The sequence below is a fragment of the Bradyrhizobium sp. Arg237L genome (assembly GCF_029990105.1).
In the GTDB taxonomy this organism is placed as follows: Bacteria; Pseudomonadota; Alphaproteobacteria; order Rhizobiales; family Xanthobacteraceae; genus Bradyrhizobium.
The window spans coordinates 116347-138911 of sequence record NZ_JAQMIL010000009.1 but is presented as its reverse complement, the minus strand read 5'-3'; the positions used below and the strand labels follow the sequence as shown (position 1 = coordinate 138911).

Sequence of the window (22565 nt, the reverse complement as noted above, 5' to 3'; positions counted from 1 at the left end):
TCTTCCGCACTAAATCGCACCGGCTTCACGCGCAATGGCCGCAGCCTGCGTACGCTTGCGCGTTCCGAGCTTCTCGTAGATGCGCCGCAGGTGCGTTTCGATTGTGTTTTCGGTCAAGAACAGGTCTCGGGCGATCGCCTTGTTCGAGCTTCCTTTCCAGATCAATCGCAAAATCTGTACCTCGCGGGTGGTAAGCCGAACCGCGTTTCCCGTTACCTCAGCCCTGCGATCTCGAAGCGCCGTCGTCGTCATCGCGGCAATTGGCTCCTTGAGCTCGCGTAACAAACCGACCGTGCGCGGCTCCCTCATGACGGCAGAACGAACCACAAGCGGCTCAGTCGCCCAGCTCTCGTCGGCGAGTACCCGCACCATCCCGCCGTCCGCAGCGCGCATCACCGCCTCATCGAACGCCGCGCTGGCCTCACGTCGTCGGCCGCCTGATTCGAGCGCTTGCGCCTCAAGAAACAACAGCCGCAACGCCCGGCGTCGACGTCCGGCTGCCTCGGCGCGCTGCCGCTCGGCGCGGATTTCCGGAACCGTCTCATTGCTATCGCCTGTCGCCTGCCGAAGGCGCAGTCCGGCAATCATGACGTCGTCGATTTCGCCGGCGTGCGGATTGAACGCGCCAAAGCTGTCCCAGAGAGCCGCGTCGCTGCCGGCGGCGAGCGCGCGGCGCGCACCTTCATTATTGTTGCTCCGCAACGATGCGTAGGAGCGCTCGAGCCATGCAGCGGCAGTCAGGCGGCGAAGGCCGCGGCGAGCACCGATCTCACCGAGCTGCACCAGCAGCGACTGGCCGTCATCGCCGTGTCCGCGTAAGAAGTGGAGTCGCGCCGCAATACGATGCAGCACGATCAAGTGATCCGGCATGCCGGTCTCGATCACGATCGGCATGTAGTCATCGACAAGCGCCTGACAGGCGTCGAGCGCATTGGCTTCATAGAGACACTCCGCAAGGTAGGTCGCGACGACGGCGCCGGCGCCGCCATAGCGTTCGCCGCCCGCGATGGCCCGGTTGAACGCACGTTCAAGTGTTGCGCGCGCGGCCGCGACCTGCCCGAGATTAAGTTCGATGGCCGCGGCGAAGCACGCGCTATAACTCAAGACATACAGCGCATCGATCGGTTCGCAGGCCTCGCGCGCCTGCGCGAGCGCGCGCTGCGCCTCATCGTAGCGCCCGAGCGCAAGATGGCAGAAAGCCCTCGCATTGCTGGCGAGCCCCGCCGTGAACCGGCCGAAATGCGACGATCTGTTGCGCAATTCATCAACGGCTCGAAGCAAGTCGGGAATGCCGTCGGTCCAGCCGAGCATCATGAGGCGCATGGCAACGATCTCATCATCGCCATCCGTTCCAACCTCATCAGCCCGTTCAATGACGTCCATGTATCGTCTGGCAGCATCATAGCGATGGGCAAAGATCGCCGCGAAGGCCGCGGCCCGCAGCAGCGCCGGCCGGCGGTAGACTTCGGCGTCGGGCAGCAGTGCAATGGCGTGTGCGGTGTCCGCCACCCGGCCGGAATGAAGATTGTCCATGGCCGATGCTGCGAGCAGATCGGCGGCGAACATGTGATCCTTTGCCGACAGCGCATGTGTAATGGCTTCGTTCATGAAACCATGGGCGGAGGTCCAGCAGGCCGCGCGCCGATGCAACGGCTGCAACTCGCCCTGTCTCTCCTGCGCCATGCGAACACGCAGGAAATCCGCAAATAACGGATGATAGCGATACCAGCGCTCCTCCGCGTCGATCGGAACGAGGAGAAGATTGTCGCGCACGATCTGCGCGATCATCTCATTGCTATCGCCTCGCTCCAGCGCAGCGTCACACAACTCAGCACAAAATTGGCCAAGAACGGCGGAACGCAGCAGGAAATCGCGTTGCGGGCCCGGTCGACTGTCGAGCACTTCCTGCGCCAGATACTCGGCGACACTTGCGCTCGCGCCCGAAATCGCCCGCAGCGCATCGGATCCGTATCTGCCGTTCACAGCAATTGCCGCGAGCTGCAGCGCGGCGGGCCACCCTTCCGTGTGCTGTTGCAGCGCCCGGATTGCTGCAACGCCGATGTTTTGACGTTCAAGAAACGTCTGGGTCTCCTCCGGTGTAAAACGCAATTCCGCCTGGTCAAGTTCAAGAAGCTGGCCATACGCGCGCAGCCGGCCGAGCGCCAAAGGCGGCTTCGTGCGGCTGGCGAGAACGACGCGATGATGCATGTCAAGATCAGCCAGCAGACGCTGCAAGAAGGCCCAGACGCTCTCATCAACGATTAGTTCGAGATCGTCAAAAAACAGGGCGATTGGAGCGTCGGAGAGCGATAGTCGTTCGATCAGGTCAGCTGCCCTGCCCTGTACCGGATTCGCATTTGTCGCGGGCGTTTCCATGGACGGGCTGGCGACAGGCTCCCCGAACGCCGTCTGAATTGCCCCCTTCAACGATTGCAGGAAGCGACCGAGCTGATTGTCAGCTCGCTCCACCTGCAGCCAGACCGTAGCGATGCCACGCGCCTGGAAGCGTCGCCGCAATTGCTGCATCAGCGTGCTTTTTCCAAAACCGGTCGGGGCGCAGATCAGCGTTAGCTGCGCGACACTTTCGCCAATCAGGCCCAGCAGGTGCGCCCGCTCGACCATCGTGGCCGGCGCTCGCGGGGGCGAAAAGCGAGCGCCTCGCAGGCCTGTCGTGTGACTTGCCTGGGGTAACGACATCCGGCGCTCCCAGCTTGATGCAGAGGAGCCTTGATGCTGCGATGGCAGATTTCCGCTGTCAATACAGACGCTTGCGTCCGTGACTGCACAATTCACGGTTCTCCGTGATGTTTGCGCTGCACCCTGGCCGCTACCTCCCGCCCCGGTGCCCCGCAAAGCGGGGGGCAGCCGACGGGAGATAATGGAAAATGGTCCGCCACCACGCGACCGCGCAGCAACCTTTGAACAACGCGATTCGCAACGCCGAACGGAATAGCCATGCCTGCGCGCCGCGATAGATCGTCTGCGTCGCGAGCGCTCGACGACCGCCGTTTGCGGCGCGTCATGCAATTCATCGCGGCCAACCTGCATAACACTATCCGTCTCAAGGACTTGGCGGAGGTTGCGAGCCTGAGCCCGTTTCACTTCTCCAGGGCTTTTCGCAAAGCCACAGGAGAATCCCCGCATCGCTTCCTGCGCGAATGCCGCCTCGAGAAGGCAAAGGAATTGCTGGCCGACGGAGCCGCAACGATTGCGGAAATCTCCCTGATCTGCAGCTTTTCCTCACAGTCGAGCTTTACCCGCGCTTTCACCCGCGCCTTCGGCCTGGCGCCGGGCAAATATCGCCGAAAGACCCAGTAACCAAGGGCAGCGAAAATCAGCAAGATCGGTAAAGACACCAATGGTATAAAACTGCCTAAATGGTGGATGCCGTCGCGCGTCCGCCGGGACGGAGCTTGGCTCACGGGGCTTCGCTCATGGTCCGTAAATCAGCGGCTCTGAACGCCTGACGACAACTCGGTTGGTCGAGCATGGAAGAGAGCAGCGCTTACGGCCAATCTTTCGGAGAACGCCTGAGGGCGCAAGCCACCTCGTTTGTTCGCTCGTTGCGCAACACCAATATCGCCGCAACCGAGGTCCGCGCCGACAATCCGCCACATGGCCTGTCCGCGCCCCTTACGCGCGAAGATGCGTTCTTGGTGGCGGTTATACTGCGGGACTATCCAGTCCATGAGTATTTCGAGGACGGCCGAATTGCGGGAGTAACATCGCTCAGGACCGGTGAGACGGTACTGTACGATGTGAAGCGCAACCCGCAGTTCTATATTAATAATCCATTCCACAGCATTCATTTCTATTTTCCGCGTGTCGCGTTGAACCTGATCGCGGAAGGTGAGGACGCGCAGAAGGTCGAGGAATTGCGGTATCAACCCGGTGCCGGTGTCGACGATCCCATTCTGCGGGCATTGGTCGGCTCTCTGGTGCCGGCTTTCGAGCATCCCGAACAAGCAAGCCGCCTTTTTGTCGAGCATGTCACATTGGCGGTTGGCATTCATGTCGCCAAGACATATGGGGATGTGCGTTCAGTCGCCACGACCTCGCGCGGCGGATTGGCGCCTTGGCAGATGAAGCGCGCCGAGGACACGCTGGGGGCTAACTTGGAGGGCGACGTCTCTCTGGCCGACCTGGCAAACGATTGCGGCTTGTCGGCAAGTCATTTTTCCCGGGCGTTTCGGCAATCCACCGGCCTCTCGCCACATCGGTGGCTCCTGCAGCGCCGCGTCGACCAGGCCAAAAGTTTGCTGTCCGAGCGCAAAATGTCGCTCTCAGAGATCGCGCTCGCCTGCGGATTCGCCGATCAGAGTCACTTCACGCGCGTCTTTACACGTCTTGTCGGAATTGGTCCTGGTGCCTGGCGTCGAAACCGCGACTAATGTCTATTAGAACGACAAAGATCGTTGTCGTTCGCCGTCGCAGGCAGTATCGTGCGCCCTACAAGAATCCGTACGCCTATTTCAAACAGAGCGCCTTGCCGCGCAAGCTTAACCTTCTAGCCGGCAAAGCAACTCAAGCAGCTGAGACTTGGGATGCAAAAGAGCAGCGGTTACGGGGACAGATTTGGTGAGCGCTTGCGGGCCAAGGCTACCGCATTCGTTTCGCGTTCACTGCGCAATACCAGTATCGCGGTTACAGAGCTGCGCTCGGACAACCCTGAACATGGCATATCTGCACCGCTTGTTCGTGAAGATGCCTATTTGATCGGCTATCATTTTGTCGACTATCCCATTCACGAATATTTTGAAGACGAGCGCACCACTCCCCTCACCTCTCTCAGAGCCGGCCAGACCACGCTGTACGATCTCAAGCGCAGTCCGCAATTCACCATCAACAAGGCCTGCCACTGCGTTCATTTCTATTTTCCACGTAGTGCACTCAACATCATTGCCGATAACGCAGAGGCGCGGCGCATTCACGAACTTCGCTATCAGCCCGGCGTCGGGGTCGATGATCCCATCATACGCGCGCTGACTTCCTCGCTCGTTCCGGCTTTCGAGCATCCTGATCAAGCCAGCCGTATCTTTGTGGATCACGTCACGCTCGCGGTCGGCATTCACGTGGCCAAGATGTATGGCGGCATGGTTTCGCAAATCCGGCCAACGCGCGGCGGATTGGCACCCTGGCAGTTGAAACGGGCCGAAGAGACGCTCGCTGCTAGTCTTCAGGGCGACATCTCGTTGGCGGATTTGGCAAATGATTGCGGCATATCGGCAAGTCATTTTGCCCGCGCATTTCGGCAATCGACCGGTCTATCACCCCACCAATGGCTTCAGCAGAAACGCGTGGACGAGGCCAAGGTCCTGCTGCGCGAGAGACGGCTGTCACTGTCGGAAATCGCCCTTGCCTGCGGTTTCGCTGATCAAAGCCACTTTACCCGGGTCTTCTCCCGCTTGACCGGTGTCAGCCCCGGCGTGTGGCGCCGAAATCTAGACTAACGTCTTAGATTTCTCATGGTCGAAACGGTCAAAGCCTGCACGAATCTGACAATCGTTTTTCTGCAGGGCGGTGCAAATAGCGGCATCGCTTGCAGAAAGGTCTCACATGACGGACCAAGGCGGCGCCTATGGCCAGCGGCTCGCAGATGCCTTCCAGCTCAAGCGAGCGCCCGCATTCGTGACGCGCTCCCTCCAAAAGTCGAAGATCGCCATCACCGAGATCAAGTGCGATATCGCCAACCACGGCCTCACAGCGCCGATCCCCTATGAGGACGCCTTTCTGATCACGGTGCAGCTTCAGGACTGCCCACAACACGATCTCTTCATCGACAACCGGCAGGTGCCGACCAGCTATTTGCGAGCGGGAAGCGTCAGCATCTACGACTTGCGCTCCAATCCGATCGCCAACGGCATCAGCACCTTTCATTCACTGCATTTCTACGTCCCGCGGGCCGCTCTCGATGTCATCGCCGATATGGAAGGCTGTGGTCGGGTAGACGAATTCGCCAATGAGCCCGGCGTTGGCGTGGAGGATGCCGTGCTCAGCGGACTGGGGACAGCCCTGCTGCCGGCATTCCAGCGCCCCAAGGAAGCCAACCAAGTTTTCATCGACCATCTGGCGATTGCGGCGACGGCGCATACGCTGAAGACCTATGGCGTCGGCAGCTGTGTAATTCCTTGCACGCTCGCGGGTCTGGCGCCATGGCAAGAGCGGCGCGCCAAGGAGGTTCTAAGCTCCCGATTGGACGGCGAGATCTTTGTGTCCGACCTTGCCAGCGAGTGCGGACTTCCCACCGGCGCTTTTCTGCGAGCCTTCCGTCAAACCACCGGGGTCAGCCCATACCGCTGGCTGCTCCAGCATCAGGTCGAGCACGCCAAGTTCCTGCTGCGGAGAAATCGGCAAGCCGATCTGGATGAACTGGCTCTCGCGTGCGGGTTCGCCAGCGAAGCTCACCTGGTGCGCGTATTCAAGGGCGTAACCGGTGTGCATCCCGAGGCATGGAGGCAGGGATAGGACGTCGACGGAGCAGACCAGCGTGCATCGCCGGTAGTCTCCGGGATTCCGTCGAACATTGATGAGCAACAGCCATGCAGCATCTAAGGCAGTCAGACACAGCGGTCGAGTACGAGCCGACGAGCACCGAGCATAGGCCTGTGCCAACAAGCTTCCTCTCGGAATTCATAGCGGCTCTCCTCAACACGAAGCCAAATCCTGACGTCATCCTCCCGAGAACAAGACCTACGTTCAACGAGCATATTCGCTACCTTGCGAGGCTCTGGACGGTCGGCATCGTGCTGATGACCGCGGCAACCTGGGGAATGGTGCGGCTCCAGATTTTCGACCGCCCGGGAACCGCAATACTCGCCTATTTGCTCATCATCATCGTACTTTCGCTGATGGACAGTTTCGTCACTTCCGCGCTCTTCTCGCTGATTGCGGTCGGCTGCCTAAACTACTTCTTCATGGTACCCCTCTATTCCTTCGAGATCACGAGTACGCAGGACGCGGTGGCCCTTGTCGCATTCGTGGTGACGTCGTTTGCGATCACCACGCTCGTCAGGAGAGCACGCCGCTTCGGCGAGGCACAGCACGCGCAGGCGCATCTCCTCGACCTGACACCGGACGCCATCCTGGTCGTCGATGTCAATCGCGTCATCACTTACTGGAACCGCGGCGCCGAACGGCTGTTCGGCTGGACCCGGGAGGAAGCGCTCGGCAAGACTGTGCACTTGCTCTTGAAGACCGTCTATCCTGCCCCCTTGCAGGAGATCGTCGAGACCGCCAACCGCGACGGCCGTTGGGAGGGCGAATTGGTGCAGATGACGCGCGACGGCGCCGAGGTCGTGGTTTCCAGCAAATGGACAGTGCGGCGTGACACACGGGGAAACTTGATCGGCACGCTCCAAAGCAATACCGATATCACAGCCCGCAAGCGCGCCGAGGAAGCGCTCTTGAAAAGCCAGGCGGCCTATCTATCGGAAGCGCAGCGATTGAGCCACACCGGCAGTTTCGGCTGGAACGTCACGACCGGCGAACTGACCTGGTCGGCGGAGAGTTTCAGGATATTCGGATTTGATAGCGAAGCAAAACCGACCCTCGAACTCGTCTTCCAGCGCGTCCATCCCGACGACCGTATACTGGTCCGCACGCAGCTTGAGCGAGCGGCCACCCACGAGGAGCCGCTCGATTTCGAACATCGGCTGCTGATGCCGAATGGCTCAGTGAAGACGCTGCATGTCGTCGCCCGCCCCTCACTGGAGGAACGCGGACATCCGAAGCTGGTCGGCGCCGTCATGGACGTAACTTCGCACAAGGTCGCCTATTCGGCCTTGGAGCAAAGCGAGCAACGCTATCGCCTTCTTTTCAAATTCATGCCGATCTCATTATGGAGGGTTGATGCCGGGGCCGCGTGCGAGATGCTTGATGAACTCAGGGCCGCCGGCGTCACTGACTTCCCGGCGTACCTGGACGCACATCCCGAATGGATAATGAAAGCGATGCACGCATTCAAAACCGAGGAAGTTAACGACGCATGCGTACGTTTGCTGGGCGCCAAAGACGCACAGGACTTGTTGGGACCAATAACCCCATTTTGGCAGCCCAAATACTTGCGGCGCCTTCTCGAGAGCCGATTTCGAAATGAATCATTCTTCGAGGAAAAAATGCAGTTCGTCACACTGGACGGCCGGCTAATCGACGTGCTTTTCACTGCAGTGCGCACCGGTTTCGGCTTCTCAATTTCGGGACTGGTCGATTTGACCGAGCTCGTCAAAGCGCAGGAGACACTTGAGCGATTGCAGATCGAGTTCGCGCATGCCGCCCGGGTCTCGACGCTTGGCGAATTGACCGCCTCGATCGCCCATGAGCTCAACCAGCCGCTCGGAGCGATAGCGACCAATTGCTCGGCGGGTCTCAGATGGCTCAACCGCCCCCAGCCGGATTTGGACGAGGTCCGTACGTTGATCCAACGCAGTCTTTCGGATGCCCGGCGGGCGGCCGACATTATCGCCCGCGTGCGCGAGATGGCCGCGCGCCGCGCGCCCGCGCGCGTGCTCGTATCCCCGCACGCCATTATCCTGGAAGCGCTGCAGTTCCTTCGGCATGAAGTCGAGTGGCGCGGCGTTACCGTGTCACACAGCTTCTTGCCCGCGGCGCCGCATGTGCTGGCGGATCGGACCTTGCTGCATCAGGTCATTGTCAATCTTGCCGTCAACGCCATGCAGGCCATGGCGCAGGTTGGCGCAGCAGAGCGCAGGATCACCGTGCGGACCGCCTCGCTTGACGGCGCGTCGCTGTGCTGCAGCGTCGAGGACAGCGGTCCCGGAATCGAACCGGATCACCAGCCCCGCTTGTTCGAGAGCTTCTTCACGACCAAGGAGGGAGGCATGGGAATGGGATTGTCCATCTGCCGCTCGATCATTGAGGCCCATGGCGGGCGAATCGAAGCCGACAATGGCAGCATCCACGGTGGCGCCCGATTCTCCTTCACGTTGCCGGCGGCGAATGGAACCCTGCAATAGGGTTTCGGTAAGCCGCGAGCATTCAGTACGCAAGGCTGTGGTCCAGAGAAAAAGCAAAACCATTCCAGAGGTGGCAATCCCATCCAATAAGGCGAGCGGCACTTGAGCCATTGTAGCCGCCGACAACCGGTCGAACCCGATCGGTTGTCGGACGCATTAGCTGCAGAGGTGACACATGCCCGACGCCGTCTCGAAACCAGTGCCACACCCCGGCGCGCAGGCCGCCACCCCTCGCTTGTTTGTGCTCGAATTGAATGCCGGCTGCATTCATTCGATGAACGTAGATGGTTCGAACAAGAAGACCATTGTGACTGGCTGCCGGTTTCCGGACGGCATTGTCGTAGATGTCGAAGCGGGCCACATCTACTGGACCAACATGGGCGTTCCAAGCCTGAACGACGGCTCGATCGAGCGCGCTGATCTCGATGGCAGGAACCGCAAGACCATCGTCGCCGAAGGCGACACTCATACCCCCAAGCAGATCATTCTCGACAAGCAAGCCGGCAAACTATACTGGTGCGATCGTGAGGGCATGCGCGTCATGCGGGCCAATCTCGACGGCTCGCAATTGGAGACGCTGATCGAAGCGGGCCACGGCGACGCGGACCGGCGTGACCAGACCCGGTGGTGCGTCGGGCTCACCATCGACCCCAGGCACAACAAGATCTACTGGACGCAGAAGGGCCCAGACAATGGTGGCCAGGGCCGCATCTTCTGCGCCAACGTGGAAATTCCGAAAGGCGAGACGGCCGAGAAGCGTTCCGACGTCAAGGTGTTCTTCGATGGCCTGCCGGAGCCGATCGACCTCGAGCTCGATCTGAAGAGCCGCCTCCTGTACTGGACCGATCGTGGCGACGCGCCGCGTGGCAACACCGTCAGTCGGGCCTCGATCGACCACAAGCCCGCCGAGCCCGAGATCGTGTTGAATCATCTGATGGAAGCGATCGGCATTGCGCTGGACGTCCCGCACGATCGGATCTTCGTGACCGATTTTGCCGGATCGCTCTACTCGTCTCGACTCGACGGCTCGGCCGAGCGAAATTTCCTCTACGCCCAGGGCAATCTCACCGGCATCGCCTATGCCGAAATCCCCCAGGAGAATTGATATGCCGGAGCACAAGCCCATTCGCCGGGTGGCCATCATAGGAACGGGCGTCATTGGCGCGAGCTGGACCGCCCTCTTCCTTGCGAACGGCCTCGAGGTTGTGGCGACCGACGTTGCCCCGGACGCGGAAGCGGCTCTCAGGCGCTTTGTTGCAACGGCCTGGCCGGCGCTGCAGCGATTAGGCCTTGCGCCCGGCGCAACGCAGAGCAGGCTGACTTTCACCGCAGCACTCGCGAACGCGGTGAGGGACGCTGATCTCGTTCAGGAGAACGGCCCGGAAAAAATCGATTTCAAACGAACGCTGTATAAGCAGCTCGACGAGCTCCTGCCCGCCGATGCGATCATCGCCTCGAGCTCGTCGGGGCTGACCATGAGCGAGATCCAGTCGGCCTGCGAGTTGCATCCAGAGCGCTGCGTGATCGGGCATCCCTTCAATCCGCCTCATCTAGTCCCGCTCGTTGAGATCGTTGGCGGCGTCAGGACTTCAGAGGACACCATACGCCGCGCCGCGGAGTTCTATACGTCCATCGGCAAGCGGACGATCCGTCTCAACAAAGAAGTGCCCGGCCACGTCGCGAACCGACTGCAAGCCGCGCTGGCGCGGGAGGTCTATCACCTTGTTGCTGACGGGGTCGTCAGCGTCGCCGACGTCGACACCGCGTTGAGCTGGGGGCCAGGCCTGCGTTGGGGCATTATGGGCCAAGTGCTTCTCAATCATCTCGGCGGCGGCCAGGGTGGCATCGAGCATTTCTTCAAACAGTTCACCGGTCCGATGACGGCCTGGTGGAAGGTGCTGGGCTCGCCGGAGCTTACCCCTGAGGTTCAGCAAAAGCTGATCGACGGCGTTCACGCCGAAGTCGGTTCACGCTCTATCGACGAGCTGGCTGCGGAGCGCGACGAAATCCTGCTCGGGCTTATCGAAATGCGCAACAAGGCCAGCAAGGCAAATCAGGCAAAGGTCGCCTAATCGCCAAACGTTCGATCGGACCGCACGCGCCTCCAAAACCTCAGTCCTTGGAGGCGAATTCACGACGGCGCGGCGACGAATTCGCACTTCGCCGCTCCCGCTACAACGAAGCAAAAACGTCCCTGGAACGGCAAGCGGCTTCAAGAACGCGGACGGCGCTCCCGGCAAATTCGGCGGCGAGACCAATCAGCGCGCTCGACGCTTCGCTCAGGCTTTCGCGCTTCAAACCGTCCCGCCAAGGAGATTCAACATGGCCACAGCCACTGCAGCCCGCAAACCGGACGCGAAGGCACTGCCAGTGCCGGACGGCGATTTCTACCAACTTGTCGAGCTCCTGAACGCCGACGAGTTGGCGCTTGTCAAGAAGGTGCGGGCCTACATGGATACGAAGGTCAAGCCGATCATCAACAAATATTGGTCCGACGACGCCTTCCCGTTCGAACTGTTGCCGTCATTCAAGGAGCTCGGCATCGGCGGGCTTGGCTACGAAGGCTATGGATGCGCCGGCGGCAGCCAGAAGCAGTTCGGCTTCGTGGCAATGGAGTTGGCACGGGTCGATCCGTCGATCTGTACCTTCTTCGGTGTCCACAGTGGCCTTGCGATGGGCTCGATCTATCTCGACGGTTCCGAAGAGCAGAAGCAGAAATGGCTGCCGCAGATGGCTCGTTTCGAGAAGATCGGCTGCTTCGGCCTGACCGAGCCCTTGATCGGCTCCGGTGCGAGCGGCGGCCTGACCACGACCGCGAAGCGCGACGGCGATTCCTGGGTCCTGAACGGCCAGAAGCGCTGGATCGGCAACGCGCCATGGTGCGATCTCTCCATCATCTGGGCCCGCGACCTCGGCGACAACCAGGTGAAGGGCTTTATCGTGGAGAACAAGAGCTCGCCCGGCTTCAGCGTCGAGAAGATCGAACACAAGGTCGCGCTCAAGGTTGTCCAGAACGGCCAGATCACGCTGACGGACGTGCGCGTGCCAGAAGCTAGCCGGCTGCAGGGCGGCAACTCCTTCCGCGACACCGCCCGCGTATTGCGCATGACCCGCTACATGGTCGGGTGGGCATCGACCGGTGCGCAGATGGGCGCATTTGAGAACACCCTCGCCTACACCCAGAGCCGTCTCCAGTTCGGCAAGCCCATCGCCTCGTTCCAGCTGGTGCAGGATCTGCTGGCCAAGATGCTCGGCAACCTTACCGCTTGCCAATGCATGATGCTCCGGCTGGCCCAGCTCGACGACGAAGGCAAGCTCGGCGACCACCATGCGGCGCTGGCCAAAGCCTTCTGCACGGCGAAAGCTCGCGAAACCGTCGCGTGGGGGCGCGAACTTTTGGGCGGCAACGGCATCGTCGCGGACTACAACGTGGCGCGCTTCTTTGCCGACGTCGAGGCGCTCTACTCCTACGAAGGAACCTACCAGATGCAGAATCTGATCGTCGGCAAGGCGATCACCGGCATCAGCGCCTTCATCTAACCGCGCCGCAGAACGGGCGAGAGGTCACGCCCTCCGCCCATCCCGTTCCGGACGAGGAGACAGTAATGGCAGATACGTTGGCGCTGGCGAACGTGCTCTACGGGAAGAAGAACGGCATCGCCTACGTGACCCTCAATCGCCCAAAAGTGCTCAATGCCCTGAACACGCCGACCTGGATCGACCTGCAGAGAGCGTTCGAGGACGCAAAGGCTGACGCATCCGTGCACGGCGTGATCCTCACAGGCGCCGGCGACAAGGCCTTCATCGCCGGGGCCGATATCAGCGAACTCGCCCATGTCGACGCCTATGAGGCGGAGGAATCCAGCCGCTTCGGTCAGGATGTGCTGAACCTGATCGAAAATCTCGGCAAGCCCGTGATCGCGGCGATCAATGGCTTCGCGCTTGGCGGTGGTTGCGAAACGGCGATGGCCTGCACCATCCGGATCGCGGCCGAGCATGCCAAGTTCGGACAACCCGAGGTCAAGCTCGGCCTGTTACCCGGCGGCGGCGGCACGCAACGTTTGCCCCGGCTGGTCGGCAAGGGCCGGGCTCTGCAGCTCATCCTGACCGGGGAAACGATTTCGGCGCAGGAAGCATACCGCATCGGGTTGGTGAACGAGGTTGTGCCGGCGACTGAGGTGATCGCGCGCGCCGAAGCGATCTTGAAGCAGATCGCCGCCAACGCGCCGATCGCCGTGAAATTCTCACTGGAAGCAGCTCACAAGGGCCTCGAGACAAGCCAGAGGGAGGGATTTGCGCTGGAGGCCTCCTATTTCGGCATCTGCGCCGCGACCGAGGACAAGAAGGAAGGCACTGCCGCTTTCCTCGAGAAGCGCGTGCCGCAGTTTCATGGTCGTTGAAGCGCGAGCGGCTGAAAGGCGTGTCATGGCAGTCTCCAAAACATCCGCGAGTCCAAGCGCCGAATTTCAGTTCACCAGTGCCGACGGATTATGCGTAGCCTGCGCGCGCTGGGACAGCCGCGGGCCGACCCGGGGCGTGATCCAGATCGCGCACGGCATGGGCGAACATCTGAGGCGCTACGTCGACACCATCGACGTTCTGGTTTCGATGGGGCTTACAGTCTACGGCAACGATCATCGCGGTCATGGACTCACCGCTCGCTCGGCCGCACAGTTAGGAGATTTTGGCGAAGGCGGCTTCGAGCTGCTGGTGGCGGATATGGTGCGCCTCAGCGAAGTTGCCAGGAACGAGCATCCCGACCTGCCCCTGCTCCTGTTTGGCCACAGCATGGGCTCGTTCGCGGCCCAGCGCTATGCGATCGGTCACGGCCATAAAATCGATGGTCTCATCCTTTCGGGGTCAGGGGCGCTCGACGGGCTGGCGCGACTGGCGAGTTCGGCGCCACCCGGAGCGAACCTGCTCAACGCCGCATTTGAGCCGGCGCGCACGCCGTTCGACTGGCTGAGCCGCGATGAGCTCGTTGTCGACGCGTTCATCGATGACCCCCTGTGTTTTGCGGCCCTGCAGCCGGATTCGCTTGCGTCCTTTCTTGGTTCGGCTCCCACGCTCTGCGATCCCGTTGCCTTGTCAAAGATACGCTGCGACCTACCGGTCTACCTGTTTTCCGGCAGCGAAGATCCCGTCGGCCAACACCTCGATGGCGTCAGACTCCTGGTGGAGCGCTACCGCGCCGCCGGCCTGCACGACATCGCCTTCGATGCCTATCCGGGCGGACGCCACGAGATGCTCAACGAAACCAATCGCCGCGAAGTCCAGACGCGGCTAACCGGATGGATTTCCCGCGTGCTGGACCGCCCGGCCGCCGATGACACCCGTCATTCGATCGCGCACAAACTGTAACGCTGAGGAGACAGCAAATGTCCACTGACAACATTTTCTCGGGACTGAAGGTTGTGGATCTGGCGAGTTTCATCGCCGGCCCGGGAGCCGCCGTCATCCTCTCCGACTTCGGCGCTGACGTCATCAAGGTCGAGCCGCCAAGCGGCGATACCTGGCGCATCGGCTACAAGATCCCGCCGCAGCCGCGTGCCAAGGACAACTATCCCTGGCATCTGAACAATCGCAACAAGCGGAGCCTGACGCTGGATCTGAAATCACCGCACGCGGCTGAGATTCTCGAGCGGCTAGTCAAATGGGCTGACGTGCTGATCGTCAACACCCCTCACCCCGCGCGCAAGCGGTTGAAGCTCAACTATGAGGATGTCACGGCGTGGAATCCCCGCCTGATCTATGCCGACATTACCGGCTATGGTGACAAAGGGCCGGACGCCGACCTGCCCGGATTTGACATCACCGCCTATTGGGCGCGGAGCGGCCTGCTTTCCCTCACCCGCGATGCCGGCGCGCCGCCGACCTTGCCGGTCTCCGGCAGCGGCGATCACGCCACCGCCGTGAGCCTCTACTCGGCTATCGTGACTGCGCTGTACCGACGTGAGCGGACGGGGCAAGGCTCCTACGTGACGACGTCGCTGCTCGCCTCGGGTGTCTGGGCCTGCGGTGTCTCGGTCCAGGCGGCACTGTGTGATGCCCAGTTCTATCCGTTGCACGATCGCAAGAGCCCGCCGAACGCGATCTTCAACGTCTATCAGGCCTCCGACGAGGCCTGGTTCCTGATCGTGCTGACGCCTGACAAATGGTCCGCCTTCGCGACCGCTGTCGGCCGCCCCGATCTTTTGTCCGACGCCCGCTTCTCGGATGCCGCAAAGCTGGTGGCAAATGCGGCACAGCTTTCGGCAATCCTCGACGAGGTGTTCCGTTCGCAACCGATGTCGCATTGGCACGACGTTTTCGATCACAGCCACATCACTTTCGGTGTGGTGCGGGCGCCTTACGAGGTCGTCAAGGATCCGCAGCTGCACGAGAACGATATCGTTGTTCCGCTCGAGGGTGCCGGCGGCAATCTGACGTTCACCGTCAGCAGTCCGCTGCAGATCCACGGCGTGACCAAGGTCGCGGCCAGGCGCGCGCCCGGGCTCGGTGAGCACAACGCCGATATTCTCAAGGAGTTGGGCTATGACGACGGCCGGATCGAGGGACTGCTCGTCAGCGGTGCCGTACCACGCCCTCAGGAGCATAAACCCTCGGCGGCCTAGCGGCGGCTATTGATGCTTGACTTCAAAACACTGCGACCGGGTCTTTGCTTTACCCGCTCGCTGGTCGCGGCCGAATGAAGCCATTCGCGGCTTGAAATTAACCAGCTCAGAAACGTCAGAAACGCCGGGCATCCAGCTCCTCGAACTCCATGCGGCAGGCCACGCTGAACTCGTGCAACAGATCGATCGCGCCATGCTTCGCCATCTCGCGAAGCTCGACGAAAGTCCGGTCAGGCTCAAGGTAAGTGTCGAGGATCTTCCTCGCGATGTGCTCGCCGCAGTGGACGACGCGTTCACTCGATAGCACCCGCATCCTTCCAAGCTTGCCGTAGAGACCGACCAGGCCCGGTATGTCGGCCTCATCGTGCTGGAGCGCATCGATATAGCATTTCGAGGCTTGCTCGATGAACTCCCGGTAAAGGTCCTGACGGCGGCTCTGCTCATGCGACAGCCATTGCGCGCGAAGCTGGAGCCGCTGGGTCAGCAAGTTCGCGATCAGACTGGTCATCCCGCCGACGGCGGTCCCGGTCAGGGCAGCGAGCGCGGAAATGATCGAGGCGTCCATTGCGATGTCCTCAGCCGGGGTGGGGAAGCGGCGCACGGCGCCGCCTGATAAACTCGATGATCACGGCGATGCCGGCATAGACGGCTACGAGCAGCCAAAGCTCCAGGAATTCGCGGTGGACGTCGGACAGGCTGGCGCCGAGCTGGGCGACATCGACCAGGCCGTCGATCGCAAGCGTGCTTGGCAATAGCTGCGACAATAGCCTGACCGGCGCGGGCATCACTTCGGCGGGCCAGGCAAAGCCCGCAAGGAAGAAGAACGGCAGCCCAATCGCTGCGAAGACGAGCTGGACCGCCAGCGGATTGCGGAAGGTCGCCGCGACCACCAAGCCGAGACCTCCGACCGCGAGCGTGAACGGCACCGCGAAGGCCAAAATGGTCGCGACCGAACCGAGGCGTGGAATCCCGTAAAGATATGGCAGGCCAATCAGGTAGGTCGCAACGATCAGCGCGTGGATCGTGAGATAGGCGAGCAGCTTGCCTGCTACGGTCGCGATCGATTCAAAGGCGAGGTCGCTGACGCGCCTTCGCGCCTTGCCGGTCCAGATCACCTGCGCTCCCGGCAAGGTGCCGAGCAAGCCTACGCCGATCAGCAACGTCTGCTGCAGGATCAGCACGAAGGCGGCGGGCAGGATATAGGTGGCGTAACCGCCCTGCGGGTTGAACAGCGGAACCGGAATGAAAGGCATTGGATCGGTCGCCGCGGCCGCAACCGGCGGATCGACGCCGAGCCCGACCAAGCGCACGATCTCGAAATTGGTTCCGAGCGTACGCGACACCGCCATCACCGCGCCGTTCATGCGCTGATACATCAGGAAATAGCTGGCGTCCGCGTAGAGTGCGATCGGTGACGATCGGCCATGCAGCAGGTCCCGCTCGAAATGCTGTGGAATGAGGAGGATCCCGAAAATCGAGCGGTCATAGACCTCGCGCTCGGCCGTCGGAACGTCCGGGAGAACCCTGGCCACTGCGACATCGGGCGTCGCGTCGACCAGCCTCGCCAGCTCGCGGCTGGTCTGGGTGCGGTCCTGATCGACGACCGCGATCGGAACCTTGCGCAGGGCTTCGTTCAGATAGGGCTGCGGGTAGAACAGCGCGTAGACGGCAGCCGCAAGCACCACGACTGAAAATACCGGCCGCAGCGAGAATATCCGGCCGATTTCGTTGCGAAAGATGGTGAGGAACATCTTCATGCCGCGTGCTCCGGAATAGATCGGCGCATGATCCTTACCCTTATGGCGGTGAGGCTGATGAGCACGGCAACAAAGCCGGTCAGTACCAGCACCGGCTTCCACGAGAGATCGAGCGGCGTTCCTCGGATGGTCTGGTCGATCCGGGCCATCAAGTACCAGGTGCCCGGCAACAGCTCGCCATAGCCATAAGCGAAAGCGTTCATGCCAAGCCGTGGAAAGCCGATGCCCATGAATCCGAAGGCCGGCGCCGTCAACAGCGTGGCGATGCTCACCGCCGCGGCCACCGGCCGAAGCAAGAGCGCGAGCAGCGCTCCGATGAACTGGCAGGCCAGGACGAAGACAATCCCGGCAATCACGAGCACTGCCGGATCGCCTCTCAGCGGCAGCTCCAAGTACTTGAACAGCACGAAATCGGCGATCCCAAGCATCGACAGGAATAGGATCGTATACGGAAGCATCTTTCCAAACATCGCCGGCAAGAGTCCTCCGCCCAAGCGTCGCAATATCGCAAAGCGATGACGTGTCTCGACATCAATGCCGACGGCATAGGCCATCGTGGTCACGACGACGGTCTGCAGCACCGCCGGCAACAGCGCAGCGAGCAGGAAATGCACATAGTTCAGGGTCGAGTTGAACAGCGCATGGGTCTGCAGCGGGATCGGCGTGATCGCGGCCTGCGCCTCCTCCACCGGCTGCCCTTCCGCGGTCCTGAGCGAGATCCGGATCCCCGCGGCGACGGTCGGTATGGCACTATTGACGCCCCGCAAGACCAGATTGCCGACCGTAAATGTCTGGGTGTTGTAGAAGAGAACGACTTCCGGACGACGGCCGGCAAAGACGTCGCGCTCCAGATTGCGCGGCAGCATCAGGAGGCCGCGGATCTTGCGCGCGACGATCAGATGCCGCCCCTCCGACAGTTCGGCGACATGAAGCACGGTGGCGGTATCGGGCGTGGCATCGACCGCGCGGATGACGGAACGGGAGAGTTCGGACCCGTCGAGATCAAGAACCGCGATCGGCAGCCGCGTGGCAATCCCCGCGCTCAGGATAGCCGTCAACAGCAGCATCAGGCCGAGCGGCACGACGACGGTGAGCATGAGGAGCAACGGACGCCGCCGCAACCAGGCGAGCTCCCGCCAAAATACCAGCGGAAATCCGGGCTGCTGGCGGTCGCGACGCTGCATCTCAGCGCACCCGCGCTTGCCACGCCGCAATCGCGCTCATGCCTGGCCGCAGCCCGTCAACCGGCTGCAACGGCTTGGCCCGCACCTCGAAGGTCCGAAGGTCGAAGTCGCCGGTCGCGCGCGTTGCCCGCCAAGTCGCGTATTGGCCCTGCACGTTGATCATCGTGACGCGCACCGGAATGACCTGCGATTTCAGCGCGGGCACCGTGACCTCGAACTTGTCGTCGATTTTCAGCCCAGCGAGCAAGTCCTCACGAAGGTTGAAGGTGAACCAGAGATCTCCCATGTCGATCAGCGAGAACAGCGGCGCGCCGGCGCTGAAGTTTTCGCCGAGCTCGGCGACGCGGCTGGTGACCTGGCCGGACGCTGGCGCTCGCAACGTCAATTCCGAGACGTCGACCTCGCGCTGGTTCAGGCTCGCCTCGGCCTGCTTCACCTGTGCTGCCGCCAGCGCCTTCTCCTCGTCGCTGGCTCCCTTGGTGGCAAGGTCAAGCGCAGCCTTGGCCGCCTCGCGCCGGCGTGTTGCGGTTTCCAGGTTCCGCGTTGCCTCGTCCACGCGCTGCTGCGGCGTCGAACCGCTGCTGATCAGGCTCGTCTGCCGGTCGAAGACTTCCTTGCTGAGCACGACATCGGCATCGGCCGCGGCGAGATCCGCCTTGCGGGCGGCGATCGTCTCCGGCCGCGTGCTGTAGACCCGATCGAAATCCGCCGTGGCAACCGCAAGGGCCGCGCGTGCGGCAATGAGGGAGGCTTTCAGCTGAGGACTGTCCAGCTCCGCGAGCAAGGCGCCCCGCTGGACCGTGTCGCCGACATCGACGCGGAGGTCAGCGACCCGTCCATTGACGCGGGGGCTAACGTCCACGCGGTTGGCCGAAACCTCGCCTTGCACGGTCAATGGCGGTGGCCGCGTCGCAAACCAGAGAAACGTGCCCAGACCGAGCAGCACACCGGCGAGAACAATCCAACGGACGGCTCTTAGTGCGGTAGATGAAGCGTTCATGATCCGGTTTTCTGCTTGATGAGTTCGACGGCACGAGGCGCTTCCGCAATCAATCGCGAACTGCGTTGACCGGTCAGATATGACCAGAACCATTGCGTCTGCACCCTGAACCGATTCTGAAGCTGCGGCAGTGCGAGCACATGGAGGACAGCCCACACGATCCACGTCGCAAAGCCACTGGTCCGCAGGCGACCAGTCTCCAGAATCGCAAAATTCTTGCCGACCACCGCCATGTTGCCTTTGCTGCGGTAGAGGAACGGACGGCCATCCTTCCGTCCTTTGACGCGATTAGCGATCAATCGCCCGACAAACCGGCCCTGCTGGATTGCGGCCTGCGCGACGCCGGGCACGGCGTGGCCGTCCTGGGTGAGCGAGCTCGCATCCCCGGCGACGAACACGTCACCCGCCTCCTGGATCTCCATGAAGGGCCCGACCAGAGCCCGCCCGGCCCGGTCGGTCTTGGTGCCGAGCATTTTCACGACCGGCGAGGCTGCTACTCCCGCCGTCCACAGCACGGTCGCGCTGGCAATGCGTTCCCCACTGGCGATGACGCCTTGCTCGTCGACCGTCTCGACCTTCAGCCCGGTCCTGACCTCGACCCCTAGCCTGGTGAGACGCCGCACGACCTTCTTTGACAGCGGCTCGGCAAAGCTCGGCAGGATACGGCTGCCGCCGTCGAGCAGGATGATCCGGCTGTTCGCCGGATCGATGCTGCGAAAATTGTTGCGTAGCGTGATCGAGACCATCTGCGCGATTGACGCAGCAAGCTCGACGCCGGTCGGGCCGGCTCCAACCAGCACGAACGTCATCTGGCGGGCGCATTCCGTTTCATTTTCGGTAGCCTCGGCCAATTCAAAGGCGCTGAGAATCTTGGTGCGGATGGTTTCGGCGTCATTGAGTCTCTTGAGACCGGGCGCATGCAGCGCGAACTCGTCATGACCGAAATAACTCGGACGCATTCCTGTAGCGACGATGAGATAATCGAAACCGAGCTTGCGGGTGCCAAGTCGTGGATAGATCACTTCGACCACGCGAGCGCTCAGGCTGACGCCGGTAACCTCGGCGAGCACCACGTCGAGATTTTTCTGCTTGGCCTCGAGCTGACGGATCGGCGTCGCGATCTCGGAAGGCGCCAGGACCGCGGTCGCGACCTGGTAGAGGAGCGGCTGAAAGATGTGATGATTCCGCCGATCGATCAGGATGACTTCGACGTCGGCCTTCCTCAACGCGCGCGCCGCCGCAATCCCGGCAAATCCGCCGCCGATGATCACGACACGCTTCCGCGTCAGTGAGAATGATGCGGACGCCGATCCCCTCTCGCGCGGAAGTTTCTCGGTCACAACGGTGGTCATCGGCGTATCTGACGATCTCTTGCTGAAGCCCGCCTACGGACCCAAGGGGCATAGAGCGGCCTGCCAGGCCGTTCTTGAACGGGGTTGCGAAGCCTAGAACATCCTTGCCGCATTCGAATTGGTCACTTTTCTCGGGATTACGAAGGTCAAAACCGTCGCGCCTGGTTCGTGGAAACACAGCAAGAGCGTTCCGCCGCCGTCAAACCGATGCAAGCACCGGGCGTGCGCTTTCTCCAAACGGTGACAATGAGCTTCTCGGCGAATCCTTTGCTGGCGGCCTTCGGCCAGCGGCGCGGTTTTCGATTGTTCGCGGAGAGCAAGGGGATTGAGCAAGCAGGGAGCTGATGCCGTGCATTGCGTGACCTACTCTCACGGAACGACGATCCAGGTGGCCGATGGACAGACATTGCTCGAGGCGTCGATCCAGAACCGGATTCCGCACCACCACCAGTGCGGCGGCCAAGCACGCTGTACGACCTGCCGGGTCAGGATCCTCGATGGCCTCACGCATGTCTCAGCCCGCACGCCGCTCGAGGAGCGCGTCGCATCGGAGCGCGGGTGGGATGAGTTTACGCGCCTCGCCTGTCAGACCAGGGTACACGGCGACCTCGTCGCGCGCCGGCTCCTGCAGAGCCCGCAGGACATCGTGGTCCTTGACCTCGATGAACTGGGCGCACCTTCCGGCGTCGAGGAGCGGGAACTGGAAGTAGCCGTCCTCTTTTGCGACATCCGCAACTTCACCAGTCAGACGGAAAAGAGCTTACCCTACGACGTCGTCTATTTCCTGAACAGCCACTTCGCGGCCGCGGCGGAAGTCGTGCTGAACAACAATGGATTCATCGACAAATACATTGGCGATGGTCTGCTTGCGATCTTTGGCATCCGCGGTGAGCGGCCGGCGGTCGCGTGCCGGAATGCCGTTCGTGCGGCGATCGCGATGCAAGACGCCGCACAGCGGCTCTCCCCGATGTTCGAACGCGATCTCAACATCTCGCTTCGTCTCGGCATCGGCGTGCATTTCGGACCGGTCATCCTGGGCCGAATCGGTCATCCAGGAAAGCGGCCGATCACCGTCATCGGCAACACCGTGAACGTTGCCAGCCGAATCGAGCGCATGACCAAGCAACTCAATTCTTCGATACTCCTGAGCGACAGCATTGTCGCCGAGCTGCCCGGCGCCCTTCGAGTTGGCGCGAGCCACAAGCTCCAGCTCAAAGGCACGTCGGAAGACTCCGTGCTTTACCATTGCGACGGATTCACGAACCCCGATCCCGCTCTCCTGGTCCAGTCATCGTTCCACCGGATCGCTCCGCGCTTGGTCGCGTTCGGCGAACGCTTCTACTGCATTCTGTTCGAGGCCAATCCGGAACTTCGCCCTTTGTTCAAGAGCGACCTCGCACTCCAGAGACGGATGCTGGTGTCGATGCTGAGTTCTCTCGTCAAAGGACTGAACCGGATAACCGAGATCGAGGGCGGCGTGCGCGCCCTCGGAACGCGTCACTGCCACTATGGGGCAATTTCGACCGATTACGACAAGGTTGCCAATGCACTGCTCTTGACGCTCGCAGAATTCCTTGGCGACGAGTTCACGCCGGAGATTCGCGCCGCCTGGATCGCTGTTTACGGCACGATTTCGGGACTGATGATGGCTGGCGCGGAGGTCCAATAGTGGGCACGCGCCAGTGC

At 61.7% G+C, this 22565-nt stretch carries 19 protein-coding genes; 13 read left to right on the top strand and 6 right to left on the bottom strand.

Annotated features, from left to right (window positions below; genetic code table 11):
- Nucleotides 1–9: 9 nt before the first annotated feature.
- Nucleotides 10–2622 carry a LuxR C-terminal-related transcriptional regulator gene (locus tag OZ411_RS08020; RefSeq protein WP_282527490.1) on the bottom strand — a complete coding sequence of 871 codons (2613 nt, stop codon included), beginning with the start codon at nucleotides 2620–2622 and terminating at the stop codon, nucleotides 10–12.
- A 399-nt stretch (nucleotides 2623–3021) separates the two neighbouring features.
- Here OZ411_RS08020 and OZ411_RS08015 point away from each other — a divergent pair, with 399 nt between their 5' ends.
- The 11 genes from OZ411_RS08015 to OZ411_RS07965 all read left to right on the top strand — a co-directional run bounded on the left by OZ411_RS08015 (nucleotide 3022) and on the right by OZ411_RS07965 (nucleotide 15586).
- Nucleotides 3022–3318, top strand: coding sequence for an AraC family transcriptional regulator (locus OZ411_RS08015; protein WP_165421029.1), 297 nt, complete (start codon nucleotides 3022–3024; stop codon nucleotides 3316–3318).
- 170 nt (nucleotides 3319–3488) lie between these two features.
- Complete coding sequence (locus OZ411_RS08010) at nucleotides 3489–4391, top strand: AraC family transcriptional regulator (protein WP_282527489.1); 903 nt, start codon at nucleotides 3489–3491, stop codon at nucleotides 4389–4391.
- A gap of 153 nt (nucleotides 4392–4544) precedes the next feature.
- Nucleotides 4545–5450 carry an AraC family transcriptional regulator gene (locus OZ411_RS08005; protein ID WP_282527488.1) on the top strand — a complete coding sequence of 302 codons (906 nt, stop codon included), beginning with the start codon at nucleotides 4545–4547 and terminating at the stop codon, nucleotides 5448–5450.
- Between the two features lie 106 nt (nucleotides 5451–5556).
- Nucleotides 5557–6465, top strand: a complete 909-nt coding sequence (locus OZ411_RS08000; protein WP_282527487.1) for an AraC family transcriptional regulator — start codon at nucleotides 5557–5559, stop codon at nucleotides 6463–6465.
- Between the two features lie 74 nt (nucleotides 6466–6539).
- Nucleotides 6540–8972 carry a PAS domain S-box protein gene (locus OZ411_RS07995; RefSeq protein WP_349016986.1) on the top strand — a complete coding sequence of 811 codons (2433 nt, stop codon included), beginning with the start codon at nucleotides 6540–6542 and terminating at the stop codon, nucleotides 8970–8972.
- A gap of 175 nt (nucleotides 8973–9147) precedes the next feature.
- On the top strand, nucleotides 9148–10077 hold the full coding sequence (locus tag OZ411_RS07990; protein WP_282527486.1) for a 3-hydroxyacyl-CoA dehydrogenase: 930 nt from the start codon (nucleotides 9148–9150) through the stop codon (nucleotides 10075–10077).
- A complete protein-coding gene (locus OZ411_RS07985; protein ID WP_282527485.1) occupies nucleotides 9965–11044 on the top strand; it encodes a 3-hydroxyacyl-CoA dehydrogenase NAD-binding domain-containing protein in 1080 nt (359 codons plus the stop codon). Before OZ411_RS07990 ends, OZ411_RS07985 begins: the two co-directional genes overlap by 113 nt.
- A gap of 250 nt (nucleotides 11045–11294) precedes the next feature.
- On the top strand, nucleotides 11295–12512 hold the full coding sequence (locus tag OZ411_RS07980) for an acyl-CoA dehydrogenase family protein (protein WP_282527484.1): 1218 nt from the start codon (nucleotides 11295–11297) through the stop codon (nucleotides 12510–12512).
- A 65-nt stretch (nucleotides 12513–12577) separates the two neighbouring features.
- A complete protein-coding gene (locus OZ411_RS07975) occupies nucleotides 12578–13372 on the top strand; it encodes an enoyl-CoA hydratase-related protein (RefSeq protein WP_282527483.1) in 795 nt (264 codons plus the stop codon).
- Nucleotides 13373–13508: 136 nt separating this feature from the next.
- On the top strand, nucleotides 13509–14333 hold the full coding sequence (locus OZ411_RS07970) for an alpha/beta hydrolase (protein WP_282527482.1): 825 nt from the start codon (nucleotides 13509–13511) through the stop codon (nucleotides 14331–14333).
- 17 nt (nucleotides 14334–14350) lie between these two features.
- Nucleotides 14351–15586, top strand: a complete 1236-nt coding sequence (locus OZ411_RS07965; RefSeq protein ID WP_282527481.1) for a CoA transferase — start codon at nucleotides 14351–14353, stop codon at nucleotides 15584–15586.
- Nucleotides 15587–15701: 115 nt separating this feature from the next.
- On the opposite strand, the gene OZ411_RS07960 is transcribed toward OZ411_RS07965, so the two are convergent.
- Genes OZ411_RS07960 through OZ411_RS07940 form a run of 5 tightly spaced genes read right to left on the bottom strand, consistent with a single transcriptional unit; the run spans nucleotide 15702 to nucleotide 20879 of the window.
- Entirely contained in the window at nucleotides 15702–16151 is a 450-nt protein-coding gene (locus tag OZ411_RS07960; RefSeq protein WP_130577832.1) for a hypothetical protein, read from the bottom strand.
- 10 nt (nucleotides 16152–16161) lie between these two features.
- A complete protein-coding gene (locus OZ411_RS07955; protein WP_282527480.1) occupies nucleotides 16162–17343 on the bottom strand; it encodes an ABC transporter permease in 1182 nt (393 codons plus the stop codon).
- Nucleotides 17340–18527, bottom strand: a complete 1188-nt coding sequence (locus tag OZ411_RS07950) for an ABC transporter permease (protein WP_282527479.1) — start codon at nucleotides 18525–18527, stop codon at nucleotides 17340–17342. Before OZ411_RS07950 ends, OZ411_RS07955 begins: the two co-directional genes overlap by 4 nt.
- Before the next feature lies 1 nt (nucleotide 18528).
- A complete protein-coding gene (locus OZ411_RS07945; RefSeq protein WP_282527478.1) occupies nucleotides 18529–19527 on the bottom strand; it encodes an HlyD family secretion protein in 999 nt (332 codons plus the stop codon).
- Nucleotides 19524–20879: an NAD(P)/FAD-dependent oxidoreductase gene (locus OZ411_RS07940; protein WP_282527477.1), complete on the bottom strand. Its 1356-nt coding sequence runs from the start codon at nucleotides 20877–20879 to the stop codon at nucleotides 19524–19526. Before OZ411_RS07940 ends, OZ411_RS07945 begins: the two co-directional genes overlap by 4 nt.
- Nucleotides 20880–21047: 168 nt before the next feature.
- Between OZ411_RS07940 and OZ411_RS07935 the strand changes: the two genes are divergently transcribed.
- Nucleotides 21048–21224 (top strand): hypothetical protein, encoded by a 177-nt coding sequence (locus tag OZ411_RS07935; RefSeq protein WP_282527476.1) that lies wholly within the window; start codon nucleotides 21048–21050, stop codon nucleotides 21222–21224.
- On the top strand, nucleotides 21205–22548 hold the full coding sequence (locus OZ411_RS07930) for an adenylate/guanylate cyclase domain-containing protein (protein ID WP_282527475.1): 1344 nt from the start codon (nucleotides 21205–21207) through the stop codon (nucleotides 22546–22548). Before OZ411_RS07935 ends, OZ411_RS07930 begins: the two co-directional genes overlap by 20 nt.
- Nucleotides 22549–22565 lie beyond the last annotated feature (17 nt).

Coding starts and splice junctions, on each gene's coding strand:
- OZ411_RS07945 (WP_282527478.1), bottom strand. CDS start 19,527: ATGAACGCTTCATCTACCGCACTAAGAGCCGTCCGTTGGATTGTTCTC.
- OZ411_RS07995 (WP_349016986.1), top strand. CDS start 6,540: ATGCAGCATCTAAGGCAGTCAGACACAGCGGTCGAGTACGAGCCGACG.
- OZ411_RS08005 (WP_282527488.1), top strand. CDS start 4,545: ATGCAAAAGAGCAGCGGTTACGGGGACAGATTTGGTGAGCGCTTGCGG.
- OZ411_RS07965 (WP_282527481.1), top strand. CDS start 14,351: ATGTCCACTGACAACATTTTCTCGGGACTGAAGGTTGTGGATCTGGCG.
- OZ411_RS07940 (WP_282527477.1), bottom strand. CDS start 20,879: ATGACCACCGTTGTGACCGAGAAACTTCCGCGCGAGAGGGGATCGGCG.
- OZ411_RS07960 (WP_130577832.1), bottom strand. CDS start 16,151: ATGGACGCCTCGATCATTTCCGCGCTCGCTGCCCTGACCGGGACCGCC.
- OZ411_RS07950 (WP_282527479.1), bottom strand. CDS start 18,527: ATGCAGCGTCGCGACCGCCAGCAGCCCGGATTTCCGCTGGTATTTTGG.
- OZ411_RS07975 (WP_282527483.1), top strand. CDS start 12,578: ATGGCAGATACGTTGGCGCTGGCGAACGTGCTCTACGGGAAGAAGAAC.
- OZ411_RS08020 (WP_282527490.1), bottom strand. CDS start 2,622: ATGGTCGAGCGGGCGCACCTGCTGGGCCTGATTGGCGAAAGTGTCGCG.
- OZ411_RS07955 (WP_282527480.1), bottom strand. CDS start 17,343: ATGAAGATGTTCCTCACCATCTTTCGCAACGAAATCGGCCGGATATTC.
- OZ411_RS08000 (WP_282527487.1), top strand. CDS start 5,557: ATGACGGACCAAGGCGGCGCCTATGGCCAGCGGCTCGCAGATGCCTTC.
- OZ411_RS07980 (WP_282527484.1), top strand. CDS start 11,295: ATGGCCACAGCCACTGCAGCCCGCAAACCGGACGCGAAGGCACTGCCA.
- OZ411_RS08015 (WP_165421029.1), top strand. CDS start 3,022: ATGCAATTCATCGCGGCCAACCTGCATAACACTATCCGTCTCAAGGAC.
- OZ411_RS07990 (WP_282527486.1), top strand. CDS start 9,148: ATGCCCGACGCCGTCTCGAAACCAGTGCCACACCCCGGCGCGCAGGCC.
- OZ411_RS08010 (WP_282527489.1), top strand. CDS start 3,489: ATGGAAGAGAGCAGCGCTTACGGCCAATCTTTCGGAGAACGCCTGAGG.